General features: G+C 74.6%; 15 protein-coding genes. 10 read left to right on the top strand and 5 right to left on the bottom strand.

The window, feature by feature from the left end:
• The 3 genes from ACWENR_RS24320 to ACWENR_RS24310 form a co-directional block, all read left to right on the top strand.
• The coding region (locus ACWENR_RS24320) for an ATP-binding SpoIIE family protein phosphatase (RefSeq protein ID WP_452279273.1) at nt 1-1,152 on the top strand (1,152 nt) is incomplete at its 5' end.
• 41 nt (nt 1,153-1,193) lie between these two features.
• Nucleotides 1,194-1,871, top strand: a complete 678-nt coding sequence (locus ACWENR_RS24315) for an HAD family hydrolase (protein ID WP_452279272.1) — start codon at nt 1,194-1,196, stop codon at nt 1,869-1,871.
• A gap of 131 nt (nt 1,872-2,002) precedes the next feature.
• Nucleotides 2,003-3,292, top strand: coding sequence for a cation:proton antiporter (locus ACWENR_RS24310; protein ID WP_452279275.1), 1,290 nt, complete (start codon nt 2,003-2,005; stop codon nt 3,290-3,292).
• Between the two features lie 234 nt (nt 3,293-3,526).
• Here ACWENR_RS24310 and ACWENR_RS24305 read toward each other — a convergent pair whose 3' ends face one another.
• On the bottom strand, nt 3,527-4,462 hold the full coding sequence (locus ACWENR_RS24305; protein WP_452279274.1) for an NAD(P)/FAD-dependent oxidoreductase: 936 nt from the start codon (nt 4,460-4,462) through the stop codon (nt 3,527-3,529).
• A 284-nt stretch (nt 4,463-4,746) separates the two neighbouring features.
• Between ACWENR_RS24305 and ACWENR_RS24300 the strand changes: the two genes are divergently transcribed.
• On the top strand, nt 4,747-4,962 hold the full coding sequence (locus tag ACWENR_RS24300; RefSeq protein WP_176737246.1) for a DUF3072 domain-containing protein: 216 nt from the start codon (nt 4,747-4,749) through the stop codon (nt 4,960-4,962).
• Here the strand turns inward: ACWENR_RS24300 and ACWENR_RS24295 are convergent.
• Both ACWENR_RS24295 and ACWENR_RS24290 read right to left on the bottom strand, forming a co-directional pair.
• Complete coding sequence (locus tag ACWENR_RS24295; RefSeq protein WP_452279271.1) at nt 4,956-5,471, bottom strand: metallophosphoesterase family protein; 516 nt, start codon at nt 5,469-5,471, stop codon at nt 4,956-4,958. The genes ACWENR_RS24300 and ACWENR_RS24295 overlap by 7 nt on opposite strands.
• A gap of 107 nt (nt 5,472-5,578) precedes the next feature.
• The gene (locus ACWENR_RS24290; RefSeq protein ID WP_452279270.1) at nt 5,579-7,666 is read right to left on the bottom strand and encodes a HelD family protein; all 2,088 of its coding nucleotides are present in this window, start codon (nt 7,664-7,666) and stop codon (nt 5,579-5,581) included.
• A gap of 456 nt (nt 7,667-8,122) precedes the next feature.
• On the opposite strand from ACWENR_RS24290, the gene ACWENR_RS24285 reads away from it, so the two are divergent.
• The 4 genes from ACWENR_RS24285 to ACWENR_RS24270 all read left to right on the top strand — a co-directional run bounded on the left by ACWENR_RS24285 (nt 8,123) and on the right by ACWENR_RS24270 (nt 11,813).
• Nucleotides 8,123-9,505 (top strand): glycoside hydrolase family 6 protein, encoded by a 1,383-nt coding sequence (locus ACWENR_RS24285; protein ID WP_452279269.1) that lies wholly within the window; start codon nt 8,123-8,125, stop codon nt 9,503-9,505.
• A 79-nt stretch (nt 9,506-9,584) separates the two neighbouring features.
• Nucleotides 9,585-10,172 (top strand): general stress protein, encoded by a 588-nt coding sequence (locus tag ACWENR_RS24280; RefSeq protein WP_452279268.1) that lies wholly within the window; start codon nt 9,585-9,587, stop codon nt 10,170-10,172.
• Between the two features lie 162 nt (nt 10,173-10,334).
• Nucleotides 10,335-10,817, top strand: coding sequence for a MarR family winged helix-turn-helix transcriptional regulator (locus ACWENR_RS24275; RefSeq protein WP_452279267.1), 483 nt, complete (start codon nt 10,335-10,337; stop codon nt 10,815-10,817).
• Nucleotides 10,818-10,826: 9 nt separating this feature from the next.
• Nucleotides 10,827-11,813, top strand: a complete 987-nt coding sequence (locus ACWENR_RS24270) for a pirin family protein (protein ID WP_452279266.1) — start codon at nt 10,827-10,829, stop codon at nt 11,811-11,813.
• 66 nt (nt 11,814-11,879) lie between these two features.
• Here ACWENR_RS24270 and ACWENR_RS24265 read toward each other — a convergent pair whose 3' ends face one another.
• Nucleotides 11,880-12,008: a hypothetical protein gene (locus ACWENR_RS24265; protein ID WP_281190601.1), complete on the bottom strand. Its 129-nt coding sequence runs from the start codon at nt 12,006-12,008 to the stop codon at nt 11,880-11,882.
• Between the two features lie 141 nt (nt 12,009-12,149).
• On the opposite strand from ACWENR_RS24265, the gene ACWENR_RS24260 reads away from it, so the two are divergent.
• Nucleotides 12,150-13,739: a phospholipase D family protein gene (locus ACWENR_RS24260; protein ID WP_452279265.1), complete on the top strand. Its 1,590-nt coding sequence runs from the start codon at nt 12,150-12,152 to the stop codon at nt 13,737-13,739.
• A 5-nt stretch (nt 13,740-13,744) separates the two neighbouring features.
• On the opposite strand, the gene ACWENR_RS24255 is transcribed toward ACWENR_RS24260, so the two are convergent.
• On the bottom strand, nt 13,745-14,482 hold the full coding sequence (locus tag ACWENR_RS24255; protein WP_452279264.1) for a hypothetical protein: 738 nt from the start codon (nt 14,480-14,482) through the stop codon (nt 13,745-13,747).
• Between the two features lie 373 nt (nt 14,483-14,855).
• Here ACWENR_RS24255 and ACWENR_RS24250 point away from each other — a divergent pair, with 373 nt between their 5' ends.
• Complete coding sequence (locus ACWENR_RS24250; protein ID WP_452279263.1) at nt 14,856-15,683, top strand: SigB/SigF/SigG family RNA polymerase sigma factor; 828 nt, start codon at nt 14,856-14,858, stop codon at nt 15,681-15,683.
• Nucleotides 15,684-15,710: the final 27 nt, after the last annotated feature.

Raw genomic sequence — 15,710 nt, 5'->3', positions numbered from 1 at the left:
CCCACGCCCGGCGGCCCCTACGGCTCGGGGATCCCCTCGAACTCCTTGGGCACGCTCAGCCAGGTGGCCCGGTTGACCGGCCAGAACACCGTGAAGCCCCGGATGCGCATCGCCGCCCGCTACGACCCGGGCGTCGACGGCAACGCCGCCGGCGGGGACTTCTACGACGCCTTCCTGCTGCCCACGGGCGGGCTGGGCATCGTGCTCGGCGACGTCGCGGGCCACGACGTGCAGGCCGCGGCCAGGATGGGGCAGGTCCGGGCGGCGCTGCGCGCGCTGGCGCTGTCCGACCCGCGCCCCGACGCCGTCCTGGCCGGGCTCGACCGGCTGGTCACCAGCCTCGGCGCCGAGGGCGGCACGCACGAGCTCTTCGTGACCGTGGTCTTCGGGGTGGTCGACGCCGAGCGGCAGCAGCTCACCCTGGCCAGCGCCGGGCACCCCGCCCCGCTGGTCCGCCGGTGCGCCCCCGACGGCCAGCCGGTGGCCGCGTACGTCGACGTGCCCGCCGGCGCCCCGCTGGGCCTGGGCTGCCGGCCGCCCACCGCGACGGTCCGCTTCGCCCCCGGCGACACGCTGCTGCTGTTCAGCGACGGCGTGGTGGAACGGCGCCGGCAGGGGCTGACGGCGGGGCTGGACGCGCTGGCCGCGGCGGTGGCCGGCGCGAGCAGCGGCGACCCGCGCGCACTGTGCGCGGTCGCCACCGCGGCGGTGCCCGGCGCCACCGAGGACGACGTCGCGGTGCTGGCGGTCGAGTACGCGGAGCGGCCGAGCCGGTCGGCGAGCATGGAGGTGCCGGCGGAGCCGACCGCGCCGAGCCGGGTGCGGCACTGGATGACCGGGCAGCTCACCGAGTGGCAGGTGCCCGAGTCGATCATCGGCGCGGCGGTGCTCTGCACCAGCGAGCTGACCACCAACGCGTTGCTGCACGCCGGCACCGCCGCCCGGGTGGAGATCGACCTCAGCCCCGAGCGGCTGCTGGTCTCGGTCGCCGACTCGGGCACCCGGGGGACGGTCACCCGGGCGCAGACCGACACGCTGAGCAGCCGGGGCCGGGGGCTCGGGCTGATCGAGGAGCTGAGCGACGCCTGGGGAACCGACCCGACCGTACGGGGCTCGACGGTCTGGTTCGAGATCCTGATGCCGTCGGCGTGACGTGTGGCGTCAGCCCGCCCGTTCGGGGTAGGTAGGAGACCATGCCCACCGAACAGCCCGCCGGTGTCCTCTTCGACGTGGACGGCACCCTGGTCGACACCACCTATCTGCACACCGTGAGCTGGTGGGAGGCGCTGCGCCAGACCGACCGGCACGTCCCGATGGCGGAGATCCACCGCGCCATCGGGATGGGTTCCGACAAGCTGCTCGACCACCTGCTCGGCCCGGAGCGGGACCGCGGCGCCGACGGGAAGCTGCGGGACGCCCACGACGCGCTCTTCGCGGAGTACTGGGAGCGGCTGGTCCCGCTGCCCCGCGCGGCCGACCTGCTGCGGGCCTGTGCGGAGCGGGGGCTGCGGGTGGTGCTGGCGACCTCTGCCGCCGAGCACGAGGTGGCCGCGCTGCGCCGGGCGCTGGCCGCCGACGACGTGATCGACACCGTCACCTCCTCGGCGGACGCGCGGCAGAGCAAGCCGGCGCCGGACATCCTGGTGGCCGCGCTGGAGCAGTCCGGGCTGCCCGCCGAGCGGGTGGTCTTCGTCGGCGACTCGGTCTGGGACGTCGCGGCCGCCGGCAAGCTGGGCATCCCCTGCGTGGGGCTGACCTGCGGCGGCACCAGCCGGGGCGAGCTGGCCGGGGCCGGCGCGGTGGCCGTCTACGACGATCCCGCCGCGCTGCTGGCCGCCCTCGCCGACTCGCCACTGGCCACCGGCGGGTGACGGCCGTCCGCTCCGGCCGATCGCGGACGGGTTCGGGAAGTCGGAACGGACAGGAATACGTAAAGTCCTCCGGGGGCAAGGACTGACTCCACCTGCCCGCACTCCGTGGGCGAGGCGGAGAGGTGGTGAGCGTGGAGCCGGTGGACGTGGCGTTCGCGGTGGTCGGTCTGGGGGCGCTGCTGGCGGGGATCCTCCCGCGGGTGCTCGAACGCCGTCCGCTGTCCATGCCGATCGCCTTCCTGGGCCTCGGCATGCTGGTGTTCGTCCTGCCGGTCGGGCTGCCGAACCCCGATCCCCTCGCCTACCCGGACATCGCCACGCACCTCACCGAGATCGGCGTGATCGTCGCGCTGATGGGCGCCGGGCTGAAGATCGACCGGCCGCTGAGCTGGGCCCGCTGGTCGTCGACGTGGCGGCTGCTGGCGATCGCCATGCCGGTGTGCATTGCCGCGGTGGCGCTGCTCGGCTGGTGGTGGGCGGGGCTCGTGCCGGCCGCCGCGCTGCTGCTGGGGGCGGCCCTCGCGCCCACCGACCCGGTGCTCGCCGCCGACGTGCAGGTGGGGGAGCCCACCGACGTGGAGGACTCCGAGGACGAGGTCCGCTTCGCCCTGACCTCGGAGGCGGGGCTGAACGACGGGCTGGCCTTCCCCTTCGTGTACGCGGCCATCGCCGTCGCCACGACCAGCCTGGCCCCCGGGGACTGGCTGGGCCGCTGGCTCGCCGTCGACGTGCTGTGGAAGGTCGCCGCCGGGGTGGCGGGTGGCTGGCTGGTCGGCTGGCTGCTGGGCAAGCTGTTCTTCCGGGCCCCGAGCGAGCTGCGGCTGGCCCGGCACGCCGAGGGCTTCCTCGCGCTCGCCGCGACCTTCCTGGCGTACGGGCTGGTGGAGGTCGTCGGCGGGTACGGCTTCCTGGCGGTCTTCGTCGCGGCCCGGGCGATCCGGGCCGCCGAGCGCACCCACGAGTTCCACTCCGTGCTGCACGCCTTCGCCGAGCAGATAGAGCGCCTGCTCACCGTCATGCTGCTGCTGCTCTTCGGCGGCGCCGTGGTGGGTGGCCTGCTGGGCCCGCTGACCTGGCCGGCCGCGGCGGTCGGGCTGGTGCTGGTCTTCGTGGTCCGGCCGCTGGTCGGCCGGCTGTCCCTGATCGGCGCGCCGGGCCGGCCCGCGGAGCACTGGGTGGTCGCCTTCTTCGGGATCCGCGGCGTCGGCTCGTTCTTCTACCTCGCGTACGCCACGGCGAAGACGGACTTCCCGCAGGCGGACCTGGTCTGGGCGACCGTCGGCCTCGTCGTGATCGTCTCGGTGGTGGTGCACGGCGTCGCGGCGACCCCGGTGATGCAACTGCTGGACCGGCGGGGCGACCGGACGGCCGATCCGGCGGAGCGGGGCCGGGCCGGCGAGCCGGTCGCCGCGACGAGCTGACCCGCCGGGCGGGACGAGTCGACGGGCCGGGCGACGAGCCGTCGGGCCGCACGACGAGCCGACGGGCCGTGCGACGAGCCGAGCCGACCGGCCGTGCGACGAGCCGAGCCGACCGGCCGCGTGTCGGGCCGACGGGCCGCGTGTCGGGCCGACGGGCCGCGCGACGAGCCGACGGGCCGGCTCCGGACGGTCGGCCGGGCCGGCCGGGGGAAGGCGGCGGAGCGGGGCGACCGGTCAGGTCAGGCGGGCGGCCAGGGCGCGACCCAGGTCCCGGCCGGAGAGCCAGGCGCTCTGCACCCGGGGCCGGCCGAAGGCGTCCCCGGCCAGCCCGACGCCGTCGGCGTCCAGGTGGTACGTCCCGCCCGGGCCGGCCGTCGGCTTCGCGTAGGTCCAGCGGTGCACGTGCACGTGTTCCGCCCGCTCGGGCAGCCCCAGCAGGTCCCGGACGGCCTGCTCGATCGCCGGCCCGGCGGCGGTGGGCTGCGCGAGGTGGCCGGCGGCGAACTCGGGCGTGGTGTGCGCGACCAGCACCGGCGCGCCGTCGCCGCGCCGGTCGCCGTCGTCGCAGACGAGGGCCAGCAGGGGGTGGTCGTTGACGAACGCGCCCCGGAAGGCGGCCCACCGGCGGGCCGGGAAGCGCAGCACCCCGGTCAGCGACGGCGACCACCGCTGGCCCTGTACGACCCGGGTGGCGGTGGCCAGGGCCGGGTCGAGCAGGAGGGCCGCCTGCGGGCCCGGCATGGCCAGCGCCACCGCCTCGCACGGCCGCCCGTCCACCACCGGCCCGGGCTCGACGCCGAGCACGAGCCGGTCGACGGTCACCGGCAACTCCCGGGCCAGGTGCTCGACCAGCGACCGCAGCCCCCGGGGCGCCGCCCAGCGCATCGGGCCGGGCACCTCGCGCCGGCCGTCGGGGCCGTACGCGACGAACGTGTCGGTCCACTCCCGGGCCAGCCCCGCCGCCCGCCACCCCTCCACGACCGCGGCGAAGTCCGGGTCGTCGACGGTGAGGTAGGCGGCTCCGGTGTCGGCGGGCCGGCCGTCGAAGCGTTTGCTGGCCATCCGGCCGCCGGCCACCCGGGCGCGCTCCCGGATCTCCACCGGCACGCCCGCGCGGACGAGTTCCGTCGCGCACGCCACCCCGGCGATCCCGGCACCGACCACCACCACACCCGCCCGGCCCGCACTCACCGGGCGATCGTATGCGCCCACCGCCGGGGGCCCGTGGAGATCGACCCGGGCATGTCGGCCCGGCGGCGACCCGGCGGCAGCCCTGAGGCGGCCCGGAAGCGGCCCGGAGGCGGCCCGGAAGCGGCCCGGAGGCGGCCCGGAAGCGGCCCGGAAGCGGGTCCGCGGCAACCCGTGGGCTGCGCGGCGGCGATCCGCGCGAGAGATCCGCATCAACCGGCCCCCGGCGGGGTATTGGCACGTCTGTTCGACGGAAGGTGGAGATGATGACGGACCGCGACAGCAACCGCGCCAACCCGCAGGGCGCGATCAAGGATCCCGACGAGTGGGTCACCGGCGAGGAGCCGCCGACCGCCGCGCAGGAGTCCTACCTGGCGACGCTGGCCCGCGAGGCGGGCGAGGAACCGCCGGAGGGGCTGACGAAGGCCGAGGCGTCCAAGCGGATCGACGAGCTCCAGGAGGAGACCGGCCGCGGTCAGTGACCCGGCGCGCGGCGCGGTGGCAGGCGGTGCAGCTCGACCTCGTCGAGCCGTCCCGCCGCCACCCGCGCCGTGAGGAAGGTGGCGTACGGCTGGGCACGCCGGTCGGTCGGCGATCCCGGGTTGAGCAGCCGCAGGCCGCCGGGGGCCACGGTGTCCCAGGGGATGTGCGAGTGGCCGAAGACCAGCAGGTCGGTGTCGGGGAAGCGGGCCGCGCAGCGCTCCTCCCGCCGGGCCTTCGGTCCGGTCTCGTGCACGACCGCGACCCGCAGCCCGTCGAGTTCCACCCGGGCGACCTCCGGCAGCCGGGCGCGCAGCGCCGGCCCGTCGTTGTTGCCGTACACGCCGACGAGCCGGCGCGCCCGGGAGGTCAGGGCGTCGAGCAGGGTCTCGTCCACCCAGTCCCCCGCGTGCAGCACCACGTCGGCGGCGTCGACCGCCGCCCAGAGCGGCGCGGGCAGGTCCTTGGCGCGCGGCGGCACGTGGGTGTCGGCGGTGATCACCAGGCGCATCGTCCGAGACTATCCGCGCCGGCTGCCGACCGACGCCCCGACCGGACGATCCTCGGCCCGGGGGCGCGCCCGACATCCGGATGTCCTGTCCACGGGTGGAGCGGTCGCTACGTGAGCACCAGCTGCCCGAGTTCCTGGGTGCATCGGGTGAGCGCGACGTAGAGGCCGTTCCAGCCGCGCGGTTCGGCGGCGATGCCCTGGGGGTCGACGAGTAGCGTCGCGTCCCATTCCAGTCCCTTGGACTGGGTCGCGGTGAGCACCGGCACGTCATCCAGCGCGGCCTGGAGTTCGGCGACGCGGTCGGCGGGGGCGATGACGCCGACCGTGCCGCCCTGCCACCGTTGCCGCAGCTCTCGCGCAGCCCGGGCGGCGGCGCCGGCGAGCTCGGCGGGCGCGATCGTGAGCACCCAGGGGGCGATGCCGGAGGAGCGTACCGCCCGTGGCGGCGCGTTGTGGCTGCCGGCGTTCTTCAGGACGGGTCCGGTGAGCTCCATGACTTCGCGCGGGGTCCGGTAGCAGATGGTCAGCTCGGCGGCGGTCCAGCGATCTCCGAAGGCGGCCCGCACCGCCTGCGCCCAGCTGGTGTGCCGGTGCGCCGCCTCCGCCTGGTCGATGTCGCCGACGGCGGTGATGGAGCGACTGGGACAGCGCCGCAGGACCATCTGCCACTGCATCTCGGAAAGCTCCTGCGCCTCGTCGACGACGACGTGGCCGTACACCCAGCCGCGCTGGCGGCGGGCGTGGTCGGCGACGAACTCGCCCTGTGGTTGCGGGGCGTCGACCTCGCCGAGCAGGTCGGCGAGGGCGTCGAGCAGGGGAATGTCGCTCGACGCCCAGGGAGCGGGCTCGGCCGATACGGCGGCGATCTCCGCCGGGGACAGTTGCGGGGCGATCCGGGCCAGCAGGGCGCGGTCGGTCAGGAGGTCGCGCAGCAGGGTCTCGGCGTCGCGGGTGGGCCACCACGCCTCGACGAACCGGGCGATGGTGGCGTTCTCGGCGATCCGGGTGCGGAGGTCTTCGATCTCCTCCTCGGAGAGCAGTCCGTCGATGTCGCTGCCGGTGGACGTCCGGGCGGGGCGGTGGTCGTGCTCCATGCTCCGGTCGACGCGGGCCAGGATGTCCTCGAAGCCCTCCTCCATCTCGTCCATCAGCGCCTCGCGCTGCTCGGCGACGGCTTCGGCGAGGAGGTGGTGCAGCTGCTCGGCGAACGCCGCGCGGGCGCGGTGGTACGGGCGTCCCTGCACCGCCGAGGCGAGCGCCTGCGCCACTGTCGCGGCGGCGATGACGTGGAACTCGCCCTCCCAGCGCAGCTTCAGCTCGCGGGGCCGGGGAAGCAGCGACGCGACGTAGCTCTCGAGCGCGCGCTGCCAGAGGGCGCGGCCCTTGATCTCGGCGAGCGGCCGGCTCTCGTCGCGGCCAACGCGGATGCTGGGCAGCAGCGTGTCGCAGGTCGCCGAGACGACGGCGGTCTCACCGAGCGCGGGCAGCACCTGGCCGATGTACTCCAGGAACCGCGGCGAGGGGCCGAGGACCAGGACCGCCTGGTCGGCCATCTTCCGGTAAGTGAACAGCAGGTAGGCGACGCGGTGCAGGGCGACCACGGTCTTGCCGGTGCCGGGGCCGCCCTGAACGATCAGCGGGCCGGTCGCCTCGGCCCGGATGATGTCGTCCTGTTCGCGTTGCAGCGTGGAGATCGCCGTCGACATGACGCCGGTGCGCCGCTCGTCGAGGGCGGCCAGCAGGGCGCCCTCGCCGACGAGTTCCGCCGTCACGGTCCCGTCCAGTGGCTCGTCGTCCACGCCGACGACGACCGGACCCGTGGTACGGATGTGCCGGCGCCGCGCCTGGCCCTGCGGGTCGACTGCCGTCGCCGTGTAGAACGGCCGGGCCGCGGGAGCGCGCCAGTCCACCAGCAGTGGCTCGCTCTCCTCGCCGTCGTTGCGCAGACCGACCCGGCCGATGTGTCGCACGGTGCCGTCGAGGCCGTCGAGGCGGCCGAACACCAGCCCTTCCCGTGCTCGCCGCAGCTCTTCGTACTGCTGGCGGAGCATGCGCTGCCGGGCCCGTTCCAACGCGTCCAGGGCGTCTGACGAGAGCTCGGCCCGCAGGTGCTCGGCGAGCCCGTCGCGCCGGGCCACGGCGGCGTCGAGGAACTCCTGTTCCTCCTCGATCGCGGATCGGTACGCGCCGAACACTGCGGCAGGGGTCGGCGGTCCGCCGTCCGGTGCTGTTTCGCCGCCGCCGGCAGTGCCGTTGTGCGGAGCAGAATTCCGGCGCATTCACAGATCCTCGTATCGGCACTTCACCTCGGTCCGGGACGGGCCGCGGGCATTCCGGCGGCAAGCATAGGGTCGGTTTCTCCCCGCCGGGCAGGAACCCTGTCGGCGGAGATGGGGATCTCAATTCCTTGCAGTTCCGGGTCCATTGTGGCTCTCCCGATTCTGATTCACCCTTTGACATTTCGACCCGCGCCTGATCTGAATGTCGGGCGCCGGCGCCGCTCGCGGGCGGCACTCGGGGACCCCGGCCGCCGGCAGCGCCCCGGCCCGGCTTTCCCCGCCGGACTCTTCACAGCGTCGCCACCGGCACGTATTTTGACGGCAATGCATGGGAGCGCTTCCAGCGGCGCTCCTCGATGGAATGGAGTTCCCGTGAGAAGCAGACCGGCACTCGTCGCGGCGGCCGCCGCCGCGACGCTCACCCTCGCCGCGACCGTCACCGTCGGCATCGTCCGCGCACCCGCCGCGATCGCCGCCGACTCGGCGTTCTACGTCGACCCGGCCACGGCCGCCGCGACCTGGGTGGCCGCCAACCCGGGCGACCCCCGCGCCGCCGTCATCCGGGACCGGATCGCGAGCGTGCCGCAGGGTCGCTGGTTCACCCGGACCAACACCTCGACCGTACGCGCCGAGGTGGACGCCCTGGTCGGGGCGGCGGCCGCGGCCGGCAGGATCCCGATCCTGGTGGTCTACAACATCCCCAACCGGGACTGCAGCGGCGCGAGCGGCGGCGGGGCCCCCGACCACGCCACCTACCGGCAGTGGGTCGACCAGGTCGCGGCCGGTCTCGCCGGACGCCCCGCCACCATCGTCCTGGAACCGGACGTGCTGCCCCTGATGACGAGCTGCCAGAACGCGGCCCAGCAGGCCGAGACGAAGGCGTCCATGGCGTACGCGGGCAAGCGGCTCAAGGCGGGCTCGTCGGCGGCGCGGGTCTACTTCGACACCGGGCACTCGGCCTGGCTCTCCCCCGCCGAGGCCGCCGCCCGGCTGGTCGGCGCGGACATCGCCAACAGCGCGGACGGGATCTCGCTGAACGTCTCCAACTACCGGCGCACCGCCGACGAGGTCGCCTACGCCAAGCAGGTGATCGCGGCGACCGGGGTGTCCCGGCTCAAGGCGGTCGTCGACACCAGCCGCAACGGCAACGGGCCGGCCGGCTCCGAGTGGTGCGACCCGGCCGGGCGGGCGATCGGCACCCCGAGCACCACCGCCACCGGCGATCCGGCGGTCGACGCGTACCTGTGGGTGAAGCTGCCCGGCGAGGCCGACGGCTGCATCGCGCCCGCCGGCCAGTTCGTGCCGCAGCGGGCGTACGACCTGGCGGTGGCCGCCGGCCCCGCGCCGACGACCGCCCCGCCCACGACGACCCCGCCCACCAGCGCGCCGCCCACGACGACCCCGCCGACCAGCGCGCCGCCCACGAGCACTCCCCCGCCGACCGGCGGCTGCACCGTGGCGTACACGGCGAACGCGTGGTCGGGCGGCTTCACCGCCGAGCTGCGGGTGACCAACCGGGGCGCGCCCCTCACCGGCTGGACCCTCACGTTCGCGCCCGGCCCGGGCGTGCGGCTGACCAACGGCTGGAACGGCGAGTGGAGCCAGTCGGGCGACGTGATCACCGTCCGCAACGCCGCGTGGAACGCCAGCCTCCCCACGGGCGGCACGACCTCGCTGGGCTTCCAGGGCACCTGGTCCGGCGGCACCCTGCCCACCCCGACGGGCTACACCCTCAACGGCACCCCCTGCTCCTGATCCCGCCCGCCCCGCCGCCTCCCCGGGCGTTACCCGGGGACGGCGGCGGGAACGCGGGCGGTTGACGAAGGAGGCGCTGATGAGCACACCGTCGAGTGGGACCCCGGGCCGGCTGCCCGGCATGCCTGGCGGCGACACCCTCCCGTCCGGTCCCGCCGGTCGGCCGGCCGCCCATGCCGGCGACGGGCACGGCCCGGCGATGGGCCCGCCCACCGTGACGATCGGGTCGTACCCGGACTATCCGTCCGCCCAGCGGGTGGTGGACCACCTGGCGGACAACCGCTTCCCGGTGGAGCACACCGCCATCGTCGGCACGAACCTCACCCTGGTCGAGACGGTGCTGGGCCGGATGACCACCGGCCGGGCGGCGCTGGCGGGCGCCGGCACGGGCGCCTGGTTCGGGCTCTTCATCGGGCTGCTGTTCGGCATCTTCACCGCGGGCAACAACTGGGTCGCGGTGATCCTGGTGGCCCTCGTGGTCGGCGCGATCTGGGGCGCGGTGTTCGGCGCGGTCGCGCACGCGATGACCGGCGGCCGGCGCGACTTCACCTCGGCGAGTTCGCTGCGCGCCGGCCAGTACGCGGTCATCGTCGACGCGCAGTTCGCCGAGCAGGCCCGGCAGCTGATCGGCCGGATGCACCTGGCCGCGTCGCCGCCGAACCGGTGACCGCCGCCCGGTAGCCGGCGTCCCGGCGCGGGAGGGGCACCCCCTCGGCGCGCCGGGCGCCGGCGGGCCACGGATCTTCAAAGTTGCACGGCACACCCCTGTGCGCGGTAAGCGGGCTCACACACATTTAGTTAAATTTTGAAACAGTGCTACTGTCGTGGCGTGACCGAGAGCCTGGACGTCCCCCGTCTCGCCGCCTGGCGCGCCTACATCGAGGCCAGCCAGCGGCTGTTCACGCGGCTGGAGGAGGACCTGCGCGCCGACAGCGGGCTCAGCTTCGCCGACTACCACGTGCTCGTCCTGCTCTCCGAGGCGCCGGGCCAGCGGCTGCGGATGGGCGAGCTGGCGAGCCGGCTGGTCTTCTCGCCGAGCCGCCTGACGTACCAGATCTCCGCAATGCGGCGGCGCGGCCTGGTCGCCCGGGAGGCCTGTCCCGACGACCGCCGCGGCAGCGAGGCCGTGCTCACCGCCGCCGGGCTGCTCGCGCTGCGCGAGGCCGCCCCGCACCACCTGCGGTCGGTGCGCGCCCACCTGATGGACGACCTCGACGACGCCGAGGTCGCGTGTCTCGCCCGGATCTTCGAGCGGCTCGGCCGGCGCCTGCGCGCGGACCGCGACGCGTCGACCCCCCACCCCGACAACTGAGGAGCCCCGATGCCCGCCATCACCGTCGACGACGTGCTCGTCCTGCCGCGCCTGCCCCGGCTCGCCGAGTCCACCACGTTCCGGCCGGTCCGCCGGCTGAGCACCGCACCGAGCGGTTTCGAGGGCGAGGGCTTCCCGGTCCGCCGGGCCTTCGCCGGCGTGCCGCTGAGCGAGCTGGACCCGTTCATCCACCTCGACCAGATGGGCGAGGTGGACTACGCGCCGGGCGAGCCGAGGGGCACGGCCTGGCATCCGCACCGCGGCTTCGAGACGGTGACCTACATGATCGACGGAATCATGGACCACCAGGACTCGCAGGGCGGCGGCGGCACGATCACCAACGGCGACACCCAGTGGATGACCGCCGGCAGCGGCCTGCTGCACATCGAGGCGCCGCCGGAGCAACTCGTCATGAGCGGGGGGCTGTTCCACGGCACCCAGCTCTGGGTCAACCTGCCCCGGGTGGCCAAGATGAGCCCGCCCCGCTACCAGGACATCCGCGGCCGGGAGGCGGCGCTGCTCACCACGCCGGACGGCGGCGCGTTGATCCGGGTGATCGCCGGCGAGGTCGCCGGGCACCGGGGGCCGGGCTCCACCCACACCCCGATCACCATCACCCACGTGACGGTGCAGCCGGGCGCCCGCGTCGACCTGCCGTGGCGACCGGACTTCAACGCGCTGGTCTACGTGCTGGGCGGTCGCGGCACGGTCGGCGTGGACGGGCGGCCGGTCCGCACCGGCCAGCTCGCCGTGCACGGCCCGGGCGACGCGCTCCGCTTCGCGGCGGACGCCCGCCAGGACGGTAACACCCCGGCGCTCGACCTCTACGTCATGGGCGGCGAGCCGATCCGGGAGCCGGTGGCGCACTACGGCCCGTTCGTCATGAACACCCGCGACGAGCTGCTGAAGGCGTTCGAGGACTTCCAGGCCGGCCGGCTCGGCGTCGTTCCCGCCGAGCGGCTGCCGCACACGGGCGGCCAGGGGCCCCGACCCTGACGCGGGCGCACCCGGTGGCGCCCCGGTACGCACACCGGGGCGCCACCCGCGCGTCGCGGGCGGCCGTCAGGAGACGGCGAAGATGCCGGCGACGCCCAGGATCACCATGAGCAACACCGCCACCAGCGCACCCCGCTCGCTCTCCACCGCCTGCTCGCGGTATTCGGTCACGGAGTTCGTCGTCTCGCCGGGCATGGTGTTGCCTCCTCGGTTTACTCGCGTCGTGTCGGGCGGCGTCGGGGGTCGGCCGACCGGTCACCGGGGCGCCGGTCGGGATGCGGACCCGCGACGGGGGTCCTACCGTGAGGACGTTGTCGACCTCGGGGGGCTGGAGCGATGGGACCGCACGACTGGTTCCTCAGCGCGCGGGAACGCGCCAACCCGGTGTCAGAGTTACCCGTCTGGGCCAGCGGAAACCTTGCCGAGCCGTTGATTCACGGCGCCGCGTACTTCGACCGGCTGGTCGACGAGGTGGAGGCGCTGGAGGCGGGCGACCACCTCTTCTTCACCGACTGGCGGGGCGACCCCGACCAGTTCCTGCGCCCCGGCGGGCCGACGGTGGCCCAGCTCTTCGCGCGGGCCGCCCAGCGCGGGGTGGTGGTCAAGGGCCTGATCTGGCGTTCGCACCTCGACGCCCTGGCCTACAGCGAGGCGGAGAACCGCGACCTCAGCGAGACGATCTCCGCCGCCGGCGGCGAGGTCCTGCTCGACCAGCGGGTGCGCCGGGGCGGCTCGCACCACCAGAAGCTGGTGGTGCTGCGTCACCCGCGGGCGCCGGGGCGGGACGTCGCCTTCGCCGGCGGCATCGACCTGTGCCACAGCCGCCGCGACGACGGCGGGCACCGGGGCGACCCGCAGGCCGTGCGGATGTCCGCCCGCTACGGGGAGCGTCCGCCCTGGCACGACGTGCAACTCGCCGTGCGGGGGCCGGTCGTGGGCGCGCTGGACACCGCCTTCCGCGAGCGGTGGAACGATCCGATGCCGCTGGACTCGGAGAATCCGCTGGCGTACCTGCGTGACCGGCTGCGCGGCGCGGACCTGCGCCCCGACCCGCTGCCCGACCAGCCGGCCGATCCGCCGCCCTGCGGCCCGCACCACGTGCAGGTGCTGCGCACCTACCCGGCGGTGCGCCCCCGCTACTCCTTCGCCCCCGACGGCGAGCGCACCGTGGCCCGGGGCTACACCAAGGCGGTCCGCCGCGCCCGCCGGCTGATCTACCTGGAGGACCAGTACCTCTGGTCCGCCGAGGTGGCCGACCTGTTCGCCCACGCGCTGCGGGACAACCCCGACCTGCACCTGGTCGCCGTCGTCCCGCGCTACCCGGACGTCGACGGCCGGCTCGCGCTGCCGCCGAACTCCGTCGGCCGCGAGCAGGCGCTGTCGCTGTGCGAGCGGGCGGCCCCGGACCGGGTGCACATCTTCGACGTGGAGAACCACGCCGGCACACCGGTGTACGTGCACGCCAAGGTGTGCGTGGTCGACGACGTCTGGGCCAGCGTCGGCAGCGACAACTTCAACCGCCGGTCGTGGACCCACGACAGCGAGCTCTCCTGCGCGGTGCTGGACGACACCCGCGACGACCGGACGCCGAGCGACCCGGCCGGGCTCGGCGACGGGGCCCGGGTCTTCGCCCGGGAGTTGCGGCTGCGGCTGTGGCGCGAGCACCTGGACCGTGACCCCGACGGCGCCGAGGACGCCGACCTCCTCGACCCGGCCGACGCGGTCGCGGCGATCACCGCCGCCGCCGAGGCGCTGCGGCGGTGGCACGACTCCGGGCGGGTCGGCCCACGGCCGCCGGGGCGGCTGCTGCCGCACCGGCCGGAACGCCTGCCCTGGTACACCCGGCTCTGGGCGCTGCCGGCGTACCGGCTGGTCTACGACCCCGACGGTCGGCCGCTGCGGGCGCGTCGCGCCGGCACCTGGTGAGGCGGCTACACCGGCAGCGAGACGGCGCCGATGCGGGCGATCGCCGGCGCGGGGTGCCCGGCGTCGGCGGCCCCGGCGTGCACGACGAGGCCGCCCGGGTAGGCGAACGAGGCCCGCGGGGAGTAGAAGCCGAAGCCGATCGTGAGCGGGTTCTCCGGGCGTAGCGCGTAGACCGGGTGCCCCGCGTCCAGGAACTCCACCGACTCGACCACGAACGGGCTGACCGGCTCGGCGACGAACGGGTAGACGGCGCTGAGGAGCTGCCCGCCCAGGGTCGTGAAGTATCGGTGGTGGCCGCTGGCGATCGTCCGGTCGGGCTCCCCGACCTGGCAGCGCGCGCGGATCAGGGGCGCGCCGTCGATCGTCGTCTCGGCGACCAGTTCGCCACCCTCGCGTCCGATGTCGGTGTGGCCGACGACGGCGGGCGCGCCGCGCGCGACGGCGTAGTCGCGGATCCGTTCGCTGGACGTCACGTAGTGGGTCCACCAGCCGCCCGGGGTGCGCCCGTCGGGGGCGTCGACCCCGGCCAGGCACACTCCGAGGTAGGTCAGCGAGTAGGCGCCGAAGCCCGAGGTCTGGCTCTCGTCGTCGACCACGTACTGGTTCATGAAGACCTGGCGGTCCGGGTGCGGGGTCAGCCCGGGCGGGACCAGCGCCGCGACCGCGTCCGGATCCGCCGGCAGCCAGCTGAAGAACAGGGCGCGGCTGTTCACGACGAGGTAGGGAGCGGCGGGGTCGAGCACGGCACCTCCGAGGGATGTACCCGCACGCTACGACCGGTCCCGCGGACGGGACAACGACGGAAAGCCGACATTGACACCCCGGTCATCCACCTGCGGCGGGCCGCTCGGCGGGACCGCCGGACCCTACGGACGCACCCACGTCGATGTCCGGCCGATGCCCGGGCAACCGTACGCATCGGGTAAGCCGGCCCACAATCCGAAGGCGTTTCGTCCGCATCGCGGCATCTGTGGGTGAAATTCCGTTAAGTACATCGTACTTTCGGCTGGATTTCATCAGGCCGATCGGGCTAAGGTGACTCCCGAACGGACATCTTGAAGCTAAACCAAAGCGTCACGTCTTTTATCCGCGGACGAGGTGCAGGGAGGACCACCCATGACCGCGCCAACGATCAGCGAGCAGGCGACCACAGCGACGGCGGGCTCCACCGGGAAGCTCGACCCGCGGGCGCTCACCGACAGCGCCGCCGACCTGCTCAACGCGATGGCCGCGCTGCCGGCCAACCACCCGTCCCGCGCCGCCCTGCGCGACCGGGCGATCGAGGCCTGGCTGCCGCTCGCCAACCACCTCGCCCACCGCTACAGCGGCCGGGGCGAGCCCACCGACGACCTGGCCCAGACCGCCGCCGTCGGCCTGATCAAGGCGATCGACAAGTTCGACCCCTCGCGCGGCGTCGACTTCGCGGGCTACGCCATCCCCACCATCATCGGCGAGCTGAAGCGGCACTTCCGCGACCGCACCTGGGACATCCGGGTGCCGCGCCGCCTCCAGGAGCTGCGGCTGGCCATCTCGGACGCCAACAGCTCGCTGCTGCAGACCCTCGGCCGCTCGCCGACGGTCGCCGACATCGCCGCCCACCTCAAGCTCACCGAGGAAGAGGTCCTGGAGGGCCTGGAGGGCGCCCGCGCCTACAACGCGGTCTCGCTCTCCACCCCCACCGGCGACGGCGACCGCGCGACGGAGCTGGGCGACATGCTCGGCGGCGAGGACGGCGAGTTCGAGCTGGCCGAGCTGCGGGTCGCCCTCGGCCCCGCGCTGGCCACCCTCGACGAGCGGGAGCAGAAGATCCTGACGCTGCGGTTCTACGGCAACCTGACGCAGTCGCAGATCGCCGAGCAGATCGGCGTCTCGCAGATGCACGTCTCCCGGCTGCTGGCCCGCGCGCTGACCAAGCTGCGGGGGCAGCTCGACGGCACGTACTAGGGGTGGTGGGCGAGGGCCGGGTCGGCG

It is taken from the genome of Micromonospora sp. NPDC004336 (assembly GCF_053602615.1).
Note: the sequence above shows the minus strand (reverse complement) of the source record. Positions and strands in the feature narration are given on the sequence as shown.